This window comes from Flectobacillus major DSM 103 (assembly GCF_000427405.1).
Taxonomy (GTDB): Bacteria; Bacteroidota; Bacteroidia; order Cytophagales; family Spirosomataceae; genus Flectobacillus; species Flectobacillus major.
This window is the reverse complement of the sequence record NZ_ATXY01000005.1, coordinates 41,762-59,787: the sequence shown is the minus strand read 5'-3', so window position 1 is coordinate 59,787 and position 18,026 is coordinate 41,762. Positions and strand designations below refer to the sequence as shown.

15 protein-coding genes are annotated in these 18,026 nt (G+C 37.6%); all 15 read left to right on the top strand.

The window, feature by feature from the left end; all coding sequences use genetic code 11:
- Positions 1 to 97: 97 nt before the first annotated feature.
- A complete protein-coding gene (locus FLEMA_RS0101390; protein ID WP_026993911.1) occupies positions 98 to 886 on the top strand; it encodes a DUF2490 domain-containing protein in 789 nt (262 codons plus the stop codon).
- A gap of 37 nt (positions 887 to 923) precedes the next feature.
- Positions 924 to 2,540: a sulfatase-like hydrolase/transferase gene (locus tag FLEMA_RS0101385; RefSeq protein WP_026993910.1), complete on the top strand. Its 1,617-nt coding sequence runs from the start codon at positions 924 to 926 to the stop codon at positions 2,538 to 2,540.
- Between the two features lie 81 nt (positions 2,541 to 2,621).
- On the top strand, positions 2,622 to 4,496 hold the full coding sequence (locus FLEMA_RS67140) for an arylsulfatase (protein WP_081681229.1): 1,875 nt from the start codon (positions 2,622 to 2,624) through the stop codon (positions 4,494 to 4,496).
- A gap of 24 nt (positions 4,497 to 4,520) precedes the next feature.
- Positions 4,521 to 5,951, top strand: a complete 1,431-nt coding sequence (locus FLEMA_RS0101375) for a DUF1254 domain-containing protein (protein WP_026993909.1) — start codon at positions 4,521 to 4,523, stop codon at positions 5,949 to 5,951.
- 631 nt (positions 5,952 to 6,582) lie between these two features.
- Positions 6,583 to 9,147, top strand: coding sequence for a TonB-dependent receptor (locus FLEMA_RS0101370; protein ID WP_026993908.1), 2,565 nt, complete (start codon positions 6,583 to 6,585; stop codon positions 9,145 to 9,147).
- Between the two features lie 86 nt (positions 9,148 to 9,233).
- Positions 9,234 to 10,856 carry a sulfatase family protein gene (locus tag FLEMA_RS0101365; RefSeq protein ID WP_044170446.1) on the top strand — a complete coding sequence of 541 codons (1,623 nt, stop codon included), beginning with the start codon at positions 9,234 to 9,236 and terminating at the stop codon, positions 10,854 to 10,856.
- Between the two features lie 13 nt (positions 10,857 to 10,869).
- Complete coding sequence (locus tag FLEMA_RS67135) at positions 10,870 to 11,289, top strand: rhodanese-like domain-containing protein (protein WP_026993906.1); 420 nt, start codon at positions 10,870 to 10,872, stop codon at positions 11,287 to 11,289.
- 1 nt (position 11,290) lies between these two features.
- Positions 11,291 to 12,862, top strand: coding sequence for an arylsulfatase (locus tag FLEMA_RS0101355; RefSeq protein WP_026993905.1), 1,572 nt, complete (start codon positions 11,291 to 11,293; stop codon positions 12,860 to 12,862).
- A gap of 241 nt (positions 12,863 to 13,103) precedes the next feature.
- Positions 13,104 to 14,555, top strand: coding sequence for a sulfatase family protein (locus FLEMA_RS0101350; RefSeq protein WP_081681228.1), 1,452 nt, complete (start codon positions 13,104 to 13,106; stop codon positions 14,553 to 14,555).
- Between the two features lie 247 nt (positions 14,556 to 14,802).
- Positions 14,803 to 15,294, top strand: coding sequence for a hypothetical protein (locus tag FLEMA_RS0101345; RefSeq protein ID WP_026993903.1), 492 nt, complete (start codon positions 14,803 to 14,805; stop codon positions 15,292 to 15,294).
- A gap of 235 nt (positions 15,295 to 15,529) precedes the next feature.
- Positions 15,530 to 15,724: a hypothetical protein gene (locus FLEMA_RS76715; RefSeq protein ID WP_144080024.1), complete on the top strand. Its 195-nt coding sequence runs from the start codon at positions 15,530 to 15,532 to the stop codon at positions 15,722 to 15,724.
- Positions 15,714 to 16,217 (top strand): RNA polymerase sigma factor, encoded by a 504-nt coding sequence (locus FLEMA_RS0101340; RefSeq protein WP_026993902.1) that lies wholly within the window; start codon positions 15,714 to 15,716, stop codon positions 16,215 to 16,217. The genes FLEMA_RS76715 and FLEMA_RS0101340 overlap by 11 nt, the downstream gene beginning before the upstream one ends.
- A gap of 1 nt (position 16,218) precedes the next feature.
- Positions 16,219 to 16,881, top strand: coding sequence for a hypothetical protein (locus FLEMA_RS0101335; protein WP_026993901.1), 663 nt, complete (start codon positions 16,219 to 16,221; stop codon positions 16,879 to 16,881).
- 79 nt (positions 16,882 to 16,960) lie between these two features.
- On the top strand, positions 16,961 to 17,374 hold the full coding sequence (locus tag FLEMA_RS0101330) for a DUF1761 domain-containing protein (protein WP_026993900.1): 414 nt from the start codon (positions 16,961 to 16,963) through the stop codon (positions 17,372 to 17,374).
- Between the two features lie 7 nt (positions 17,375 to 17,381).
- Complete coding sequence (locus FLEMA_RS0101325) at positions 17,382 to 17,963, top strand: YdeI/OmpD-associated family protein (RefSeq protein ID WP_026993899.1); 582 nt, start codon at positions 17,382 to 17,384, stop codon at positions 17,961 to 17,963.
- Positions 17,964 to 18,026: the final 63 nt, after the last annotated feature.

The window sequence follows — 18,026 nt, the reverse complement described above, 5'->3', positions numbered from 1 at the left end:
TCACAACTCACTAATTTGCTCAATTTCTTAATTACATACACACATAATTCATTTGAGAAACCTTATGTGTATTAAAACAAATTTAAGCCAAAAATGAATGAAACAACTTTACAGAATATTCAGTGTACTCATTTTCAGTTTCATTATTTTTTCAATAAAAATACAAGCTCAAAAAAGCTATCATCATAATCTTTCTTGGGGAAGGTTAGTCCTTACCGACACCATCCATAAAAGGCTTAGATGGGAGTTGTACTTGCAACATAGGCGACAAAATGTTGAGCAATCGGATTTTGATATATTCGAAGCCAGTCAATTTACGAGTTATTGGGGTTGGTTACATTATACAGTTTCATCAACGACAAAATTCTCATTTTCTCCTTTGGGATATTTCAAAAGCTGGATTTTAGTAGCTAAACCAGCAGACATAGAAAAACCCGAAATCACAGAATGGCGTATTTCGGCGAGGGTTGATAATGAAGTAAAAGGAAAATATTTTAATCTGATAAATAGATATGGGCTTGAATATAGGCAAAGAGATTTACTCAACAATGGCGTTTTTCAGCCCAATTGGAGGGTTCGCTATATGTTACGCTTTGAAAAAACACTTAAACCATCTTGGCTTCCCAAACCTATCACCTTGGTTGCCAATGATGAAATATTTATCCAATTCGGGAAAGCTGTGCGTGGAAATCCGAATATTTTCGACCAAAACAGGGTTTATGTAGGTTTTAATTACCCCATAACCAAAAATATCAAAACCAGTCTTGGGTACATCTGGGGAATCCAAGAGCGACCTTCTGGAACAGAAACCGATTATTCAAACATCATTTGGGGCGTATTGACCTTTGATAATCTTTTTAGTCAGTTTAAGAAAAAAAGAGTCTGACAATCAATCACTAAACCACTCATTACTAAATAATACAATGGCATTTTTCAAGAAGAAAATCGTAAAAATAGGCTTACCCGTACTGGGCGTATTGGGGCTTGCTGCGGTGTATTTGCTTCGCCCGATTAATACAGATGATACCTTGGTAAAAGTGGACGAAGTGTTGGCAAAAGGAAAACGTGATTTCTTGGCTCAACCTGATTCAACACCAAACCACGCCAAACCTAATGTAATTATTCTGCTGGCTGATGATTTGGGCAAGTACGATATTTCTTTGTACGGTGGCAAGGCCGCACCCACACCAACGATTGATTCCTTGGCGGCTTCGGGCGTTACGTTCACCGATGGCTATGTGTCTGCTCCGATTTGTTCACCTTCTCGGGCAGGTTTGCTCACGGGCAGATACCAACAGCGTTTTGGGCATGAGCTACAACCTGGCGACCGTTACCCTAAAAATAACTTGGAATACTTGGCGGTAAAATATTTTATGAATACCAACGACTGGCATCCAAATCCCAAAATTACCTATCCAAGTGCCAAGTCGATTGCTTCGCAAGGTTTGCCACAATCTGAAATTACGTTTGCCGATTTAGCCAAAAAACAAGGATATGCCACAGGAATTATCGGTAAATGGCATTTGGGACATACCAAGGGCTTTACGCCTTTAGAGCGTGGTTTCGATTATCATTATGGTTTTTATCAAGCATTTTCGCTTTTTGCCCATGAAGATAATCCCGATATTATCAACCATCACCACAGCGATTTTACCGACAAAATGATTTGGGGCAATGGTCGAGTTGGCACGGGTCGCATCCGTAGAGATACGACAATTATTGATGAAAAAGCATTTTTAACAGAAAAATTTGCCGAAGAAGCCACTGCTTTTATTGATAAAAACAAAAAGAAGCCTTTCCTTTTGTATGTGCCTTTCAATGCACCACATACGCCTTTTCAGGTTCGTAAAAAGTATTACGACCGTTTTGCCCACATAAAAGACGAAAACAAAAGGGTGTATTATGCCATGATTTCGGCTTTAGACGATGCCATTGCTCAGATTTTGAAAAAAGTAAAAGACGAAGGTTTAGAAGAAAATACCCTTATCGTTTTTGCCAGCGACAATGGCGGTGCTACCTACACACACGCCACAACTAACGCACCCCTCAAAGGCGGAAAATTCTCTCATTTTGAAGGCGGTATCAATGTGCCTTTTGCCTTGCGTTGGAAAGGCAAAGTTAAAGCTCATACAGTTTACAGTCAGCCTGTGAGTACGTTGGATATATTTAGTACGATTGCTTCAGTCATTGGTGCAAAACTACCCAGCGACCGTACTTACGATGGCGTTGATTTGGTCAATAAAGTAAACAAAAACGAAGAAGCACACGCCAGTTTGTATTGGCGTTCGGGCGATGCCAAAGCTATCAGAAAAGGCGATTGGAAATTGGTGATTAGCGGTAAAAACCAGAAACACTGGCTCTATAATCTCAAAAAAGACAAAGCCGAAACGAATGACTTATCAGGCGAAAACCCTGCTAAATTAAAAGAATTAAGTAAAGCCTTAGAGCAGTGGGAAAAAGAATTACTAAAACCCTTGTGGCCAAGCATAATGCACTATGAATTCAACTTTGGCGACGAAAAATATTTGGTTGATTTATAAATAGCGATGGGCTTCCATTTATCAGCCCTCGGCCAAGCAATATTTGCTCTAAGATTTTAAAAACATCAAAATATATCGAACATGAAAACAAATGAACTTATTTATTCTCTGAAAAAACTTTCCTTGTTATCCCTATCAATGGGAATAGCTACAAGTACATTTTCTCAAACCAAAGTGGATCAGTCTTGGAAAAATGCTCCTTTGCAAAACATCAATTATTTAAAAAAAGCCCCAAAGGATGCTCCCAATATTATTTGGATTCTGATAGACGATATTGGTTTTGGAGCAGCAAGTGCTTTTGGAGGATTAATTCATACTCCCAATTTAGATTCATTAGCTAATAGAGGTTTACGATATACCAATTTTCATACTACGGGCATTTGCTCGCCTACGCGTACGGCTTTGTTGACAGGCAGAAACCAACATACTGCAGGCATGGGTTTATTCCCTCATGTTGCGGCTCGTGCTGAATATCCAGGGTATCATGGTTTTATTCAGCCTGAAAATGGAACAATTGCGGAAACATTAAGAGAAAATGGATATAGTACTTACCAGTTGGGTAAATGGCATTTGACCCCTGATGAAGAAATAACCGACCTCGGGCCTTTTGATAGATGGCCTTCAGGGAAAGGTTTTGACCATAATTTTGGCTTCTTGGGTGGAGCAACCGACCAATACAAACCTGATTTGGTGGAAGACAATGTTCACATCAAACCCGATGGAAGTCATTTAAACAAACTGATAACTGATAAAGCCATTAGTTATTTGACCAAACACAGAAGTATTTCGCCCGATAAGCCTTTCTTTTTGTATTATGCTCCTGGGGCAACCCATGCACCGCATCAAGTAGATAAAGAATGGAGCGATAAATACAGAGGCAAATTTGACGAAGGCTGGGACGTGTACCGAGAAAAAGTATTAGCCAATCAGAAGAAATTGGGGCTTATACCAGCCGATGCTCAATTGCCTGAAAGAAATGAATTGATTAAGGCTTGGAAAGATTTACCAGCCGATGAGAAAAAACTTTCTGCTCGTTTCTTTGAAGTATATGCGGGCTTTTTGGAATATACAGATTATGAAATTGGTCGTTTAATTCAACATTTGAAAAAAAAGGGACAATATGAAAACACAGCCATTTTTGCCATTATTGGCGACAATGGTGCTAGTAAAGAAGGTAGCGAATATGGTGTAATTAATAGAGCGGGCTTGGGTATTGCCAAAATCAAAAGGGAAGATTATAAGCAATCGTTATTGGCACAAATCGACAAAATTGGTGGAAAAGAAGTAACAACCGAAGCCAATTATCCGCTTGGTTGGGCTCAGGCTGCCAATACACCATTCAAACTTTGGAAACAAGATGCCAATGCCGAAGGGGCAACGCACAATCCGCTGATTTTTAGTTATCCAAAATTATTGAAAGAACAAGGAGGAATCAGAGGGCAATACACGCACTTGATTGATTTATTTCCTTCGGTTTTAGAATTAATTGGTGCGAAGGAATTAGAGACAATTCGTGGTGTAAAACAAAATCCTTTGCAGGGAAACAGTCTTGTTTTTTCTATCAAAGACAAAAACGCTCCTTCACGACACACTCAACAGTATTATACTATTCTTGGCAACAGAGCGATTTATAAAGATGGCTGGAAAGCTGGAGCTGCACATCACCCCAATTTGTTTGACCTTTTTGGCTATGATGGCGAACCACTAAAAAAATATGTAAACGACCCTGCCAACGAAACTTGGGAGTTGTACAATATCAACGAGGATTTCAACGAAAGAGTAAACCTTGCCGACAAGTATCCTGAAAAGCTGAAAGAATTAAAGGCTTTGTTCGATGCAGAGGCCGACAAATATCACATCTATCCATTAATAGATGCCGAATTTGTGATTCAAAGAGCTTTTAAAGCTCGTCTCCTGAATCCTCAAGCTCAACCCAATACAGCAATCCATAAATAAGATTTTGTAAACAAGTATAAAAATATGAATTTAGCCATCAATAGAAGAACATTCATCTCCAGCTCTCTTGTCCTTTCGGCGGTTTCTTTGTTGAAAGCCCAAGGTTTGCACAGCAACGACGACTCGGTAATTGCCACAGCAAAAGAGGCTTATATTTTTGGTTTGCCCTTGGTTCTTACCGATTTAACCCGACTTGTAGGTACGTTCGGCACAAGAACATCCAACCAATTTAACCATAGCAAGGCTTTTCCAGACCATACATTCAAGGCGGTGGTTCGTCCCAATAACGATACTTTTTACTCATCGGCATTCTTGGATTTAGGAGCAGAACCTATCATTTTGGATATTCCAGATACCCAAGACCGCTACGCTGTTTTTCCTTTGGAAGATGCTTGGACAAATATTTTTGCTTCTTTCGGCAAAAGAACCACGGGTACAAAAGCCCAACGCTACGTAATTACGGGGCCAAAATGGCAAGGAAAATTACCCAAAGGCATTGAAGAAGTAAAAGCCCCAACCGATTTGGTTTGGATTATCGGACGTATCCAAGTGAATAGCCCCGAAGACGGCAAAAACTTTGTCAGCAAACTGCAAGACGGTTTGAAATTGACACCTCTGAGTCAATTAGGGAAAAAAGAACCTGTTGCGTCCAATACTGTTTCTGTCACCTACACGGTTGAATCTACTGAAGCGGCACAAGTATTAAAAAGCAAAAGAAACGTAGTAGAAGCCCTCAAAAAATTAAGTCTTGAGGAATATTTTACCTATTTGAATGAGCTTTTAGTAAAAAATCCTGCTTTTGAAGCTGATAAAGCAGCCTTAGAAAAATTTGCCAATATTGGTATCAAAGCAGGCGAAAAATTCAGTTTGAATGCCTTCGATACACCTACCCAAACCGCTTTACAAAAACTACCTACCGAAATTATTGCAGCCTTAGACAAAGCAAGAACCATTCTTACCAACGACAACGACCGCAAGCCAGACGTTACGATTGGGCATTATGGTACAAATTACCAGAAAAGAGCCGCCGTTGCGTATTTTGGTTTGGGAGCTTTGGGGCCAGAAGATGCCGTTTATTTAGGCTATCGACAAGATGAACAAGGGCAACCATTGCACGGAGACAACAAGTATGTCATTCATTTCGAGCCGAATAAAACACCACCTGCACGAGCTTTTTGGTCGATTACCTTGTACGATAAAGCTGGATATTTGGCAGAAAATGCCATTCGTCGCTACGCCATTGGTGATAGAAGCAACCTCCATTACAATGCTGATGGCTCATTAGATATCTATATCCAGCACGAAGCTCCAAGCAAAGCCCAAGAAAACAACTGGCTTCCTGCCCCCAAAGAAGCGTTTAATTTATCTGTAAGAATTTACTGGGCAAGCGACGAATACCTCAAAACAGGCAACTGGAAAAAACCACCGATAAAGAAAGTAATTGTGAATGGCTAATGCGATTTAAGTGGGAGTGTTGTTTTGTTAAATGAGTTTTATTAGTAATAAATATTTTAAAAGGCAATACTCCTCATTTTATTTATCTTGATTATAGCTAACCTATCAAGTGTACTCAAAAAGTTATAAGATTTTTCCGTGAAAATGGTTATAGTTCAAATCTATGACATACCCTTGCTAGCGGTCTATCAGTTTTTTGGGGCAACGATACCAGATGGCAAATACTAATGACAGTTTATGTTTAACCTAATAAATTTACATACAACTATGAATACTAATATTAGCAATCATTATGCTTTTGGTATTGGCGTTGGCGGTCTTATCTCATGCAAATAGTGTAAGAAGCATATATTTTTATGCAAAACCATAATAGTATTTTTCTAATAATAGAAATTGTTGGTACTATTTGTGTATTTTGTTTTAATAAATAAAGAAAATGAATAATTAGTATACTAAAATTATATACTATATAGAATAAAATACTTAACTTGCACAAAATCTCAGAAAACACTAGCAGTAGGGTCTTAGAAAAATTATTCTAGGATTTTTTTAGAAACAAATAGTCTATTAAGTATATAGAATTAATTCTTTTTTTGAGCCATTGTTTTAAAACTTAAATATCTATAATCGGATGAAACATTTTTTCAAATTAACCTTTTTAATATGGGCAATAGCCTTACCTATAGTAACATTAGCCCAAGATAAACCCATTATCAATGCAACTGTTTCAGGTAAAATAATAGACTCAAAGACAAACGAACCGCTTATTGGTGCTGCTATTCAAATCAAGGGAACTACCAACGGCTCTACTACAGATGTAAATGGGGAGTTTTCATTAATTACAGGTCAAAAACTTCCATTTAGTGTAATCATCTCGTTTGTAGGTTATATCAAAAAAGAAGTGGTAATCAGAACAGACAAGGCGGTTATCTCGCTAGATGAAGACGTAAGTCAATTAGCCGACGTGGTAGTGTCTTCTCGTCGTCGTCAGGAAGCTGTACAAGATATTCCTATTCCAATTGCTGTAATTCGTGGTACTGCTGCCGAAGATGCAGGAGCATTTAATGTAAACCGTCTGAAAGAATTAGTACCAACAGTACAGCTTTATGCTTCAAATGCTCGTAATACTACTTTGAATATCAGAGGTTTAGGTTCAACATTTGGTTTGACAAACGATGGTATCGACCCAGGAGTAGGTTTTTATGTAGACGGTGTATACTATGCTCGTCCTGCTGCTACAGCACTTGACTTTGTAGATATTGAACGTGTAGAAGTATTGCGTGGCCCACAAGGAACATTGTTTGGTAAAAACACAACGGCTGGTGCATTCAACATTACAACTCGTGAAGCTAGCTTTACGCCTACAGCAAGCTTTGAATTAAGCTATGGTAACTACGGCTATATTCAGGCAAAGGGGTCTCTTTCGGGGCCAATCAATAAGCACTTGGCTGCAAGAGTTTCATTTTCAGGTACTCAAAGAGATGGATTGTTTTATAACGTAACAACTCAACAACGTATCAACGATATTAATAACTTAGGATTGAGAGGTCAATTACTCTACACGCCATCAGACAATGTCAAGGTAACCATCATTGGTGATTTTTCTGACCAAAAACCCAATGGATATGGCTGGCCAGTAGCTGGTGTTGTGCCTACAAAACGGGCTGCTTATCGTCAGTTCAATGCAATTATTGCAGATTTAGGTTATAAAATTCCTTATAACAGTGCATTTGACAGAGTTTTGGACTTAGATACACCTTCAAAAGCTGATAACTCATTGGGTGGTGTTTCTGCCAATGCCGACATCAAAATTGGTAACGGAACTTTGACTTCAACTTCAGCTTGGCGTTTTTGGAAATGGACTCCTCTCAATGACCGTGACTATACTGGCTTACCTATCTTTACGATTTCGTCAGGAAACTCAGTACACGACCAATGGTCACAAGAACTTCGCTATTCAGGTAAAGTATCTTCTAATTTGAGTGGTGTAATTGGCTTGTTTGGTTTGTGGCAAGATTTGAAATCAGACCCCGTTCAAACAGAGGAAGCTGGTTCGGCACAATGGCGTTTTGCTCAAAGCTCAACAAGTGCTTTATGGAAAACCCCAGGCTTGTTTGATAACTTTGGTATTCGTACAACTAACAGAATCCAAAGCACAAGTTTAGCGGCATTTGCTCAAGTTGACTGGGCTGTTAATGAAAAAATCCACGTTTTGCCAGGTCTTCGTTATAACTACGACAAGAAAACTGCCAACTATAGTAGAGTCACTTATGGTGGCTTACAAACTACCGACCCTGCTCTTATAGCATTGAAAAACGCAGTATATACCAACCAAGCATTTGATACTGAAGTAAGTGAAAGTAATTTGTCGGGTCAATTAACTTTACAATATAAAGCTTCAAAAAATATAAATGCTTATGGTACTTATGCTATCAGTTACAAACCAATTGGGGTAAATATTGGTGGACTTCCAACAGCCAATGGACAAGTACTTATCGACCTAGCTAAAGTAAAACCAGAGGGTGTAACGCACTATGAATTGGGTGTTAAAACAAGACCAACTTCAAATTCATTCTTGAACGTTGTTTTATTCAACGACGATATTAAGGATTATCAAACTCAGGTACAAACTCCAGAACCAGGTGTAAACAGAGGTTATTTGGCCAACGCCGAAAAAGTACGTGTAAGAGGCGTAGAAGTAGAAGGTAATGTAAGATTAACAAACTTTACTTTTAATGGTTCGGTTGCTTATACAGATGGTAAATATGTATCATTCACAAACGCTCCAGTACCTTTAGAAGAAGTTGGTGGTACACAAGCATTCAAAGATGTATCGGGGGGCGATTTGCCGGGTATTTCAAAATGGTCAGGTTCATTTGGTGCTGAGGCTACTCACAAAGGGGGATTCTTCGGTTTGAAAGGTAACTATTTCGTAGCTGCAGATATTTATTTCCGCTCGAAGTTCTCTTCTAGTCCATCACCTTCTCAGTACTTGAATATCGAAGGTTATTCATTATTGAATGGTCGTTTAGGTTTCAGAGCATCTAATGGTGTATCTATCTATATTTGGGGAAGAAACCTTGCCAACACTAATTATTACGAACAATTATTAGCGGCTCCTGGTAGTGCTGGTCAATACGCTGGTATTGTGGGCGACCCACGCACTTATGGCGTAACATTGAGATATTCATTCTAATTTCAATTTAACCCTATCAAAAACAGATGAGATTTGAAGCCGAAATGCTAAAAAACTCATCTGTTTTTTTATGCTAAACCAACAAAATGGCTATCCGAAAAATCTTACTTCTGGGCTTGTCATTAGCCATCAACCTACAAAATACTTTTGCTTTCCAGCAAAAAACGCCACAAAAACAGCCCAATATTCTTTGGATTACTTGCGAGGATATGTCACCACATTTAGGAAGTTTTGGTGAAAAAGTAGCTAAAACGCCTAATTTAGATAAACTCGCCAAAGAGGCAGTACGTTATACTAATGTATTTTCTACGGCGGGCGTTTGTGCACCAAGTCGTTCTTCTTTGATTACGGGGATGTACCAAACTTCTATTGGTACTCATAATATGCGTACTTTACAAATGCCCGTTACACAGAAGTCTTCTCCATTACCATCTTATTCAGCATTACTGCCAGAACAAGTAAAATGCTTTCCTGAGTATTTAAGAAAAGCAGGTTATTACTGTACCAACAACGAAAAACAAGATTATCAGTTTGAAGCTCCTCTGACAGTTTGGAATGAGAATAGCAAAACAGCAAATTGGCAAGGAAGGCAAGACAAAAATCAACCTTTTTTCTCTGTAATTAATTTAATGATTACTCACGAATCACAAGTATTTGCTCGCGATAAAGAACCCATTACGGTAAATCCAGATTCGGTCATTGTTCCACCGTATTATCCTGACAATGCGATTATTAGAAAAGATATTGCTCGCTTTCTCACCAATGTTGAAATTATGGATAGGCAAGTAGGCGAGATTTTACAAAAACTCAAAGACGATGAGTTGTACGACAATACCATAATTTTCTTTTATAGCGACCACGGCGACGGATTGCCTTTTGTGAAAAGAGAATTGTACGACAGAGGTTTAAAAGTACCGATGCTTATTCGTTTTCCGAATGCTCAGAATGCAGGAGTAGTTGATAATCAATTGCTTAGCTTTGTTGATTTTGCTCTAACGGTTTTGTCTTTGGCGAATATACCTATTCCGAAATATATTCAAGGACAGGCTTTTCTGGGAAAACAAAAAAGTAAAACTACTCGAAAATACATTTATGCCGCTCGTGACAGAATGGATAGCGAATACGACCGAGTGCGTGCTGTAAGTGATGGTAGATTTAAGTATTTGAAAAATTATCAACCTGAAAAGCCTTATTATCAGGATATTAAATACCGATTGAGCCAAAAGAGTATGCAAGAAATCCTTCGCTTGAAAGAAGCAGGGCAACTCAACGAGCAACAAGCGTATTGGTTCAGAAATTCAAAACCAGAAGAAGAGCTTTTTGATACCCAAAGCGACCCTTATGAGTTTAAAAATTTGGCTGATAATCCTGCTTACAAAGCAAAACTTATAGAATTACGCCAAAAGCATTTGGAATGGATGAAGCAATTTGGTGATTTGGGGGCAATCCCTGAAAAAGAATTAGTGACTTCGTGGTGGCAAGGAAAAGATAAAGCTCCAGAAACGGCTTCACCAGAAATTACGCTAAAAGATGGAAAAGCACACATTATTTCAGCTACCAAAGGAGCTTCCATTGCTTATAAAAAACACGAAAAAGAGAAAGAATGGCAAGTATATACCAAGCCGTTCTCTATCCAACAAGGCGATTCTTTGTACGTAGTTGCCCATAGGATTGGCTATAGTGCTAGTAAAATTGTTAAAATAAAGTAAACCAATAATCAACATGAAAAAATACCTCTTCACTTTTGTCCTTATGTTTTCTGCTATTTTTGCCAATGCACAAGCGGCAAGTCATCAAGCTTATACGCAAAAAACAGCCAACAAAATTGCTATTGATACAAAATTGAGCAAGAAAATTCTGAAAGAAATTCAGAAAGGAAAAGCTTATTTAGTAGATGTCCGCACGCCCGAAGAGTACGGCACAAAGCATTTGAAATATGCCCAAAACATCAATATTCGTTCTGAAAAATTTGCAGAAGAAATTAAGAAATTAGACCCTTCTAAAAAAATCTATTTGTACTGTCGCTCAGGCAATAGAAGCGGCAAAGCGGCTGATACTTTACAAACATTTGGCTATCAGTTGGGCTATAATATCGGAGGTTTAGACAGTCTTCTCACAAAAGGATTACCAGCAGACCAATAAAATGCTCAAGAAAATACTAAGCGTAGGGCTTGTGTTAGCCTTTACTTTTCAGCCAGTTTTGGCACAAAGAAAGCAACCCAATATTGTTGTTATCTTGGCTGATGATTTGGGATTTTCGGATATTGGAGCTTTTGGCTCTGAAATCAAAACGCCCAATTTGGATAAATTAGCTCAGAACGGACTCATTATCAAACAGTTTTATAATGCAGGTCGTTGCTGTCCTTCACGTGCTTCTTTGCTTACGGGTTTGTATTCGCACCAAGCTGGTATTGGCGATATGGTACAAGACAAAGGTTTTCCTGCTTATCAAGGTTATCTCAACGAAAACTGTATTACCATCGGACAAGCTCTCAAACAAGCTGGTTATTCTACCATTGTTTCGGGCAAATGGCACGTTGGTTTAGTGCCTTCTGCTTGGGCGGTGAATCGTGGTTTTGACGAATCTTTTACTTTACAAAACAACGGAAGTAGTTATTTTAATTCACAGCCTTTGTACAACGATGGCAGAACGGTTACTTTTTTGGAAGGAAATAAAGAAATCATTCGGAGCGATACTTCTAAATACCTTACGCAAGCCATTACCGATTTTGCAATCAATGCTTTAGACAAACAACATAAAAACCAAAAGCCCTTTTTTCTGTATTTGGCTTATAATGCTCCTCATTGGCCTATTCAAGCTTTGCCCGAAGATATTGCCAAATACAAAGGAAAATACTTGAAAGGTTGGGATGATTTAAGAGCCAATCGCTTGAAAAAACTACGAGCCTCAGGTATTATTGATAAAAATTGGGAGCTATCTAATCGCTTTGAAAATGTACCCGACTGGAACAAACTCAGTACAGAAGAAAAAGAAAAATGGGATACTCGCATGGCAATTTATGCCGCAATGATTGACCGCATGGATGCTGGAATTGGTGAAGTTTTAGAGAAAATCAAAGCACTTGGTGAAGAAAGCAATACCCTTATCTTTTTCCTTTCGGACAACGGAGGAAGTGCCGATGATGTAAAAAACTGGAATTATGTAACCCAGAAAAATGGCAAAGCAGGTTCGGTTGAGTCGATAGACAGTTATGAAAGTCCTTGGGGAAATGCCAGTAACACACCTTTTAGGTTATTTAAAAAGAATACTCATGAAGGTGGTATTGCTTCCCCTTTTATCGCTTATTTTCCAAACCATATTAAGGCAGGAAGCAAAAGTAATCGCCCGAGCCATTTGATTGATATTTTTCCAACGCTGTTAGATTATGCAGGTGTTCAATATCCTCATACTTTTAATGACAAAAAACTTACGCCATTAGAGGGAATCAGTTTGAAAAATGAATTAGAAGGCAAACAAAGTAAACCCCACCAAGCACTCTTTTGGGAACACGAAGGCAGTCGAGCCATTAGAAAAGGAAATTGGAAAGCCGTTGCCGAAAATAACCAAGTCTGGGAATTATACAATCTGGCAGATGACAGAACAGAAACCAAAAATTTGGCAAACAATCATCCCGAAATATTACAAAAACTCATCACAGAACACGAAGTCTGGTCGAAAAAAGTAGGTGTTCAAGATTGGAATAAAATTAAGTAGGATATGTTAAAGACAAAATGATTATTGAAATAATCTATGTTGATTTATTGTAGGGGCAACCCTTGCGGTTGCCCCTACATCTAAAACGATAATGGGTGGGTTGATGTACCTAATCTAAAATGGCAAGCGCGAGGGTTGTTGCCATATCTAAAAGGATTGTTACATCCAAAACGGCAACCATGTCGGATGCCCCTACAATTGATTTACAATGTTTTTTATTCAAAATTCATAAATCTTACTCATGAACCGTAGAAATTTCATCCAAAATAGCTCCTTGTTCGGAGCATCTCTGGCATTGCATCCTTTCTTAAAAGCATTTGCCGAAGAGAAAAAACTCAATATCATCGTTTTATTATCAGACGACCAACGCCATGATACCATTGCGGCTTTGGGTAACAAAGATATTATTACGCCCAATTTAGACGCATTGGTCAAAAATGGAACGGCTTTCACACAAGCTCACGTTTTTGGTGGATTGTCAGGAGCGATTTGTCAGCCCAGCAGAGCTATGTTGCTTACTGGCAGAACTTTGTTTAATATCGACCGACAAGCCAGAGACAACCAAGAATTTAGCTTTGACATTTTTAATAATTTCGTCACTTTTCCTGAGTTGTTAAGAAAAAACAATTATGTCACGGTAGGCATTGGCAAACAGCACAATGGCACTACGATTTACAATCGTGCATTTTCGGACGGAGCGAAAGTGTTTTTTGGCGGCATGGGCGATCAGTATAATATTCCTGTGCAAGATTACAGAAGCGACAACAACTACGGGGGAGCAAAAGACAATAGTTATTCGCCCGACAAAGCCATCACAAAAGGCAAACATAGTTCTGAAATCTTTGCAGACGAAACAATTCTCTTTATTGAGAAGTACCAAAAAGAACCCTTTTTGATTTACACAGCCTTTACAACACCACACGACCCAAGAATAGCTCCAGACGAATACAAAGCTTGGTATTCTGACAAAAAAATAAGTTTGCCTCCCAATTTTTTACCCAAACATCCTTTCGATAATGGTGAATTGAATGTTAGAGATGAATTACTAGCTCCATTCCCAAGAACAGAAGAAGATACCATTCGTCAGCTAAAAGAATATTATGCAACAATTTCCCATTTAGACGCACAAGTTGGACGTATTGTGAAGGCCGTTCAAGACAATGGCTTGGCAGAAAACACTCTGATTGTTTTTGCAGGCGACAACGGTTTGGCCATTGGTCAGCATGGTTTGTTTGGCAAGCAAAGTATTTATGAACACAGCAACCGAGTACCATTGGTATTTGCTGGGCCGGGTATTCCTAAAAACCAAAAGGTTGAAGGCTATTGTTATCTTTCAGATATTTATGCTACTTTAACAGAAAAATCTGGTGTAAGAAATCCTGCTTCGGTACAAGGCATTAGTTTGGTAAAAGCTTTCCAAAACCCTAAAGCACCTTTGAGGCCAGCCTTGTATTTTGCTTTTAAACATTTTCAAAGAGGTGTAAAAAAAGACGGTTTCAAGTTGTTGGAGTATCACGTAAATGGCGAGCGACATACGCAACTATTTAACCTAAAAGAAGACCCTTGGGAAATCAATAATTTGGCTGATAAACCCGCTTTTAAAGCTAAAAAGGAAGCTCTCAAAGCCGAACTACTAAAACTTCGCTTTGAATTTAACGATACTTTTAGCTCGTTTTGGGAAGGATATAAATAAGTGTTCTATAAAAGCTAATACATGAAATAAAAGGGTTTAAGAGACTAAACAATTAGATTTAGTCTTTTCTCCCATCAAATTATATCCATAAGCCGTTGATAAATGGCCTATTGGTGCTTACCTAACTATCTATAATGATAACTTTATTTTTGATTTTTTTGTCATAAAAAACTACTTTTTGTTCTAATATCCACAACACTTTGCTACATTGTACGGCAATACAATATTACCTAAGAACATTTAAACGATGACAAAAACAATCCTACCACTCACAATTACTGTATTACTATTTTTCAATGCCTATAGTTCAAGTAAAACTACAGACGAAAAAAAACAAGAATCTTTATCCCAAACCATGAAATCAACCGAGAGTGATGTGCCATTTTTGGAAGCCAAAAATTATTTTGTAAACAATACCTATGAAGATGGGGGGCTATCGAATCCAAAAATTACAACCCAAGCTGATTTTGATATGATTTTTGGAATGGCTACAACCATGGGCGAAAATGGAAAACCTACTCCAATCGACTTTTCTAAACAATATGTAATTGCACTTATCGAACAAAAAAACGACAGAGATGCTAATATTGAGATAAAAAGCTTGAAAAAAATAGGTAATACCATAACGCTAGCTTATCATTTGGCAGAAGCCCAAAAACAAACGTATATTATTCGGCCATTTGTATTGCTTATTGTCGACAAGCAGTATCAAGGCAGCGTTCAAATACAAAAGCTATAGTTATCCCAAAATATATTATTGTTTATAGCTAATTATATTTAGCTATAAACAATCTTCAATTGCCCTGTCCTTGTTGTCTATGTATCTAATTTTCAATCTTTTACACTATATAATTTCCTGTTCTATTAGATAGTGTGCCATTATTTTGTAAAAAAAATCTGTTAGGCTGTGATATTTTCTCCCTTCGTGCGAATAATTAGGAAAACAAAAAATCAATACTTAATTATTTCATAAAATGAGAAACAATTCAATCTGGGCTATTTTGTTTGTCCCAATGTTATTACTGGCAATAGAATATGCAAAAGCGTTCATTAATCATCGGTATAATGACTACAGCTACCGACGTAATCAGCCCAACCTAGGCTGTAACCAACAAAATGAACAATATTATTTAACTGACATGCTGAATAATTCCAAGTATGAACGATAAAACCGACATATTCCTCTCTGTTGTTCAGGCCAATAAAGGTATCATTTATAAGGTGGTAAATTCTTATTGCAAAAGCATTGAAGACCGTGAAGACCTTGTTCAAGAGATTATCATTCAGCTGTGGAAATCATTTGATAAGTATAATAAGGAAGTCAAATATTCAACATGGATGTATCAGATTGCCTTGAATGTAGCTATTTCTTTTTACCGAAAAGAAAATACTAGAAAACAAATCGCCAGTCCACTCACCGAAAGTATTATTGAGTTTACAGATGATGGATACGACGATAAGGAAACGAACTTGGGCATATTACAAAGAATGATTTTACAACTAGCAGACTTAGATAAAGCACTAATATTGTTGTATTTAGAAGAAAAAAGTCATAAAGAAATCGCTCAAATTATGGGTATTTCGGAAAGTAATGTTGCTACTAAAATTGGACGAATCAAAAAGATTTTAAAAGAAAAAATGGAAAATTTTAAAAGCCAATAATATGGAAGATATAGAAATTATTAATTTGTGGAAAGCTCAAAATGAGAAAATTGAGCAATCGCTTTCAATCAATAAAAGACTATTGATTGAAGCCATCAATCAAAAAGCCCAAACGTCATTGGGGTCGTTGAAGCGAATAAAAATAATAGGTATTATTGCCTTTGTTGTCTATCTAATTATTTTGGGTAACCTGTTGTATTACGCCATTTCAAACTATACTTCAGCGGCGAATTACTTTATTGGGTCGATGTTGGCTATTACACTTATCAATCTCAAAGGCTTTTCTGATTATATCCGACATCTTGTTTGGGCTAATAGCATTAATTATGATGGTAATATCATCGCAACTCAACAACAACTATCTCGTCTTCAGTTGTCGATAATCAAACATACCAAAGTTATGGTATTGCAGTTTCCTTTTTGGACAACCTTTTATTTGAGTAATCGCTGGTTTCCGCAAGATGTAGGGCTAGCCTATATAATATTTCAAGTGGTTTTGACAGGAGCATTTACCTATTTGGCTTATTGGCTTTATAAAAATCAAACCCTCGAAAATCTGGACAAAAAATGGTATCAACGCCTCATTGCTGGTTCTGGGGGCAAGTCTGTTATGGAAGCCATAGATTTTTATAAGGAAATAGAAACGTTTAGACAAGAATTATAAGCTGATGTTTTGCTACTGACATAAGGCTGTCATTGATGGTATTTAGATTTGTTGTATCAAATTTTAAACACAAATTTATATGATAAATCAAATAGTCCATCTGAATTGGATGAGTGTATTACTGGCCTTTGTAGGATACTTTGTACTCGGAGCATTGTGGTTTACGGTATTCTTTAGTAAGCCTTACCGGGTTTCATTGGGTCGAGAAAATGAAACGCTAGCCTCAAAGCCTATTTTTATAATAGGCCCAGCAGTTTGTTCGCTTGTGATTACACTAACATGTGCCATATTGATTAATACCTTGCATATTTCTACTTTGGGCGAAATCGTAGAATTTACATGGCTAATTGGTGTAGGGTTGTTGGTTGCCAATACCCTTAATATTGCCATTAATCCCAATATTCCACATCCTATTTATTATGGTATTATTAGTGGCGGATACCATTTAGTAGGTATTCTGATAGTGAGTATTATTCTTGTAACGATGAAATAAATTGGTTATGCAGCAAAAAGAGATAACAACCTTTTATCCCATAAGTAGAACAGCTTGGCGGCAATGGTTGCAAGAAAATCATATATCAGAATCATCCATTTGGCTTGTTCTGTATAAAAAACAATCTAATAAACCAACCATTAGCTGGGAAGTGGCTGTAGAAGAGGCACTGTGTTTTGGTTGGATTGATAGTACTCGAAAAACCATCGACCATGAAAGGTTTATCCAATTTTTTAGCAAACGAAAAGCTAAAAGTATGTGGTCGAAGATAAATAAAGAAAAGGTAGAACAACTTATCGAAAAAGGACTCATGTCTGAAGCAGGCCACAGAAGCATAGCCATTGCCAAACAAAATGGATCTTGGACAATGCTGGATCAAGCAGAAGCACTGGTCATCCCCGAAGACTTATCAAATGCTTTTGACAGTTATCCCTATTCAAGAGAGTATTTTATAAATTTAAGTACATCCCTTAGAAAAAGTATTTTGCAATGGCTTGTCTTAGCCAAAAAGCCAGAAACCCGACAAGGAAGAATTACCGAAATAGTACAGCAGGCTAGTCAAGGACAGTTACCCCAACAGTTTAGATAAGCTATTGCATAAACAGATACAATAATATTACCATTTACTCAATTATTTTTAATAAAAGGTATT

Excerpts from the sequence above, each read along its gene's own strand:
- FLEMA_RS0101370 (WP_026993908.1), top strand. The coding sequence starts at position 6,583 with ATGAAACATTTTTTCAAATTAACCTTTTTAATATGGGCAATAGCCTTA.
- FLEMA_RS0101390 (WP_026993911.1), top strand. The coding sequence starts at position 98 with ATGAAACAACTTTACAGAATATTCAGTGTACTCATTTTCAGTTTCATT.
- FLEMA_RS0101345 (WP_026993903.1), top strand. The coding sequence starts at position 14,803 with ATGACAAAAACAATCCTACCACTCACAATTACTGTATTACTATTTTTC.
- FLEMA_RS0101335 (WP_026993901.1), top strand. The coding sequence starts at position 16,219 with ATGGAAGATATAGAAATTATTAATTTGTGGAAAGCTCAAAATGAGAAA.
- FLEMA_RS76715 (WP_144080024.1), top strand. The coding sequence starts at position 15,530 with ATGAGAAACAATTCAATCTGGGCTATTTTGTTTGTCCCAATGTTATTA.
- FLEMA_RS0101325 (WP_026993899.1), top strand. The coding sequence starts at position 17,382 with ATGCAGCAAAAAGAGATAACAACCTTTTATCCCATAAGTAGAACAGCT.
- FLEMA_RS67135 (WP_026993906.1), top strand. The coding sequence starts at position 10,870 with ATGAAAAAATACCTCTTCACTTTTGTCCTTATGTTTTCTGCTATTTTT.
- FLEMA_RS67140 (WP_081681229.1), top strand. The coding sequence starts at position 2,622 with ATGAAAACAAATGAACTTATTTATTCTCTGAAAAAACTTTCCTTGTTA.
- FLEMA_RS0101340 (WP_026993902.1), top strand. The coding sequence starts at position 15,714 with ATGAACGATAAAACCGACATATTCCTCTCTGTTGTTCAGGCCAATAAA.
- FLEMA_RS0101355 (WP_026993905.1), top strand. The coding sequence starts at position 11,291 with ATGCTCAAGAAAATACTAAGCGTAGGGCTTGTGTTAGCCTTTACTTTT.
- FLEMA_RS0101365 (WP_044170446.1), top strand. The coding sequence starts at position 9,234 with ATGGCTATCCGAAAAATCTTACTTCTGGGCTTGTCATTAGCCATCAAC.
- FLEMA_RS0101375 (WP_026993909.1), top strand. The coding sequence starts at position 4,521 with ATGAATTTAGCCATCAATAGAAGAACATTCATCTCCAGCTCTCTTGTC.
- FLEMA_RS0101385 (WP_026993910.1), top strand. The coding sequence starts at position 924 with ATGGCATTTTTCAAGAAGAAAATCGTAAAAATAGGCTTACCCGTACTG.
- FLEMA_RS0101330 (WP_026993900.1), top strand. The coding sequence starts at position 16,961 with ATGATAAATCAAATAGTCCATCTGAATTGGATGAGTGTATTACTGGCC.
- FLEMA_RS0101350 (WP_081681228.1), top strand. The coding sequence starts at position 13,104 with ATGAACCGTAGAAATTTCATCCAAAATAGCTCCTTGTTCGGAGCATCT.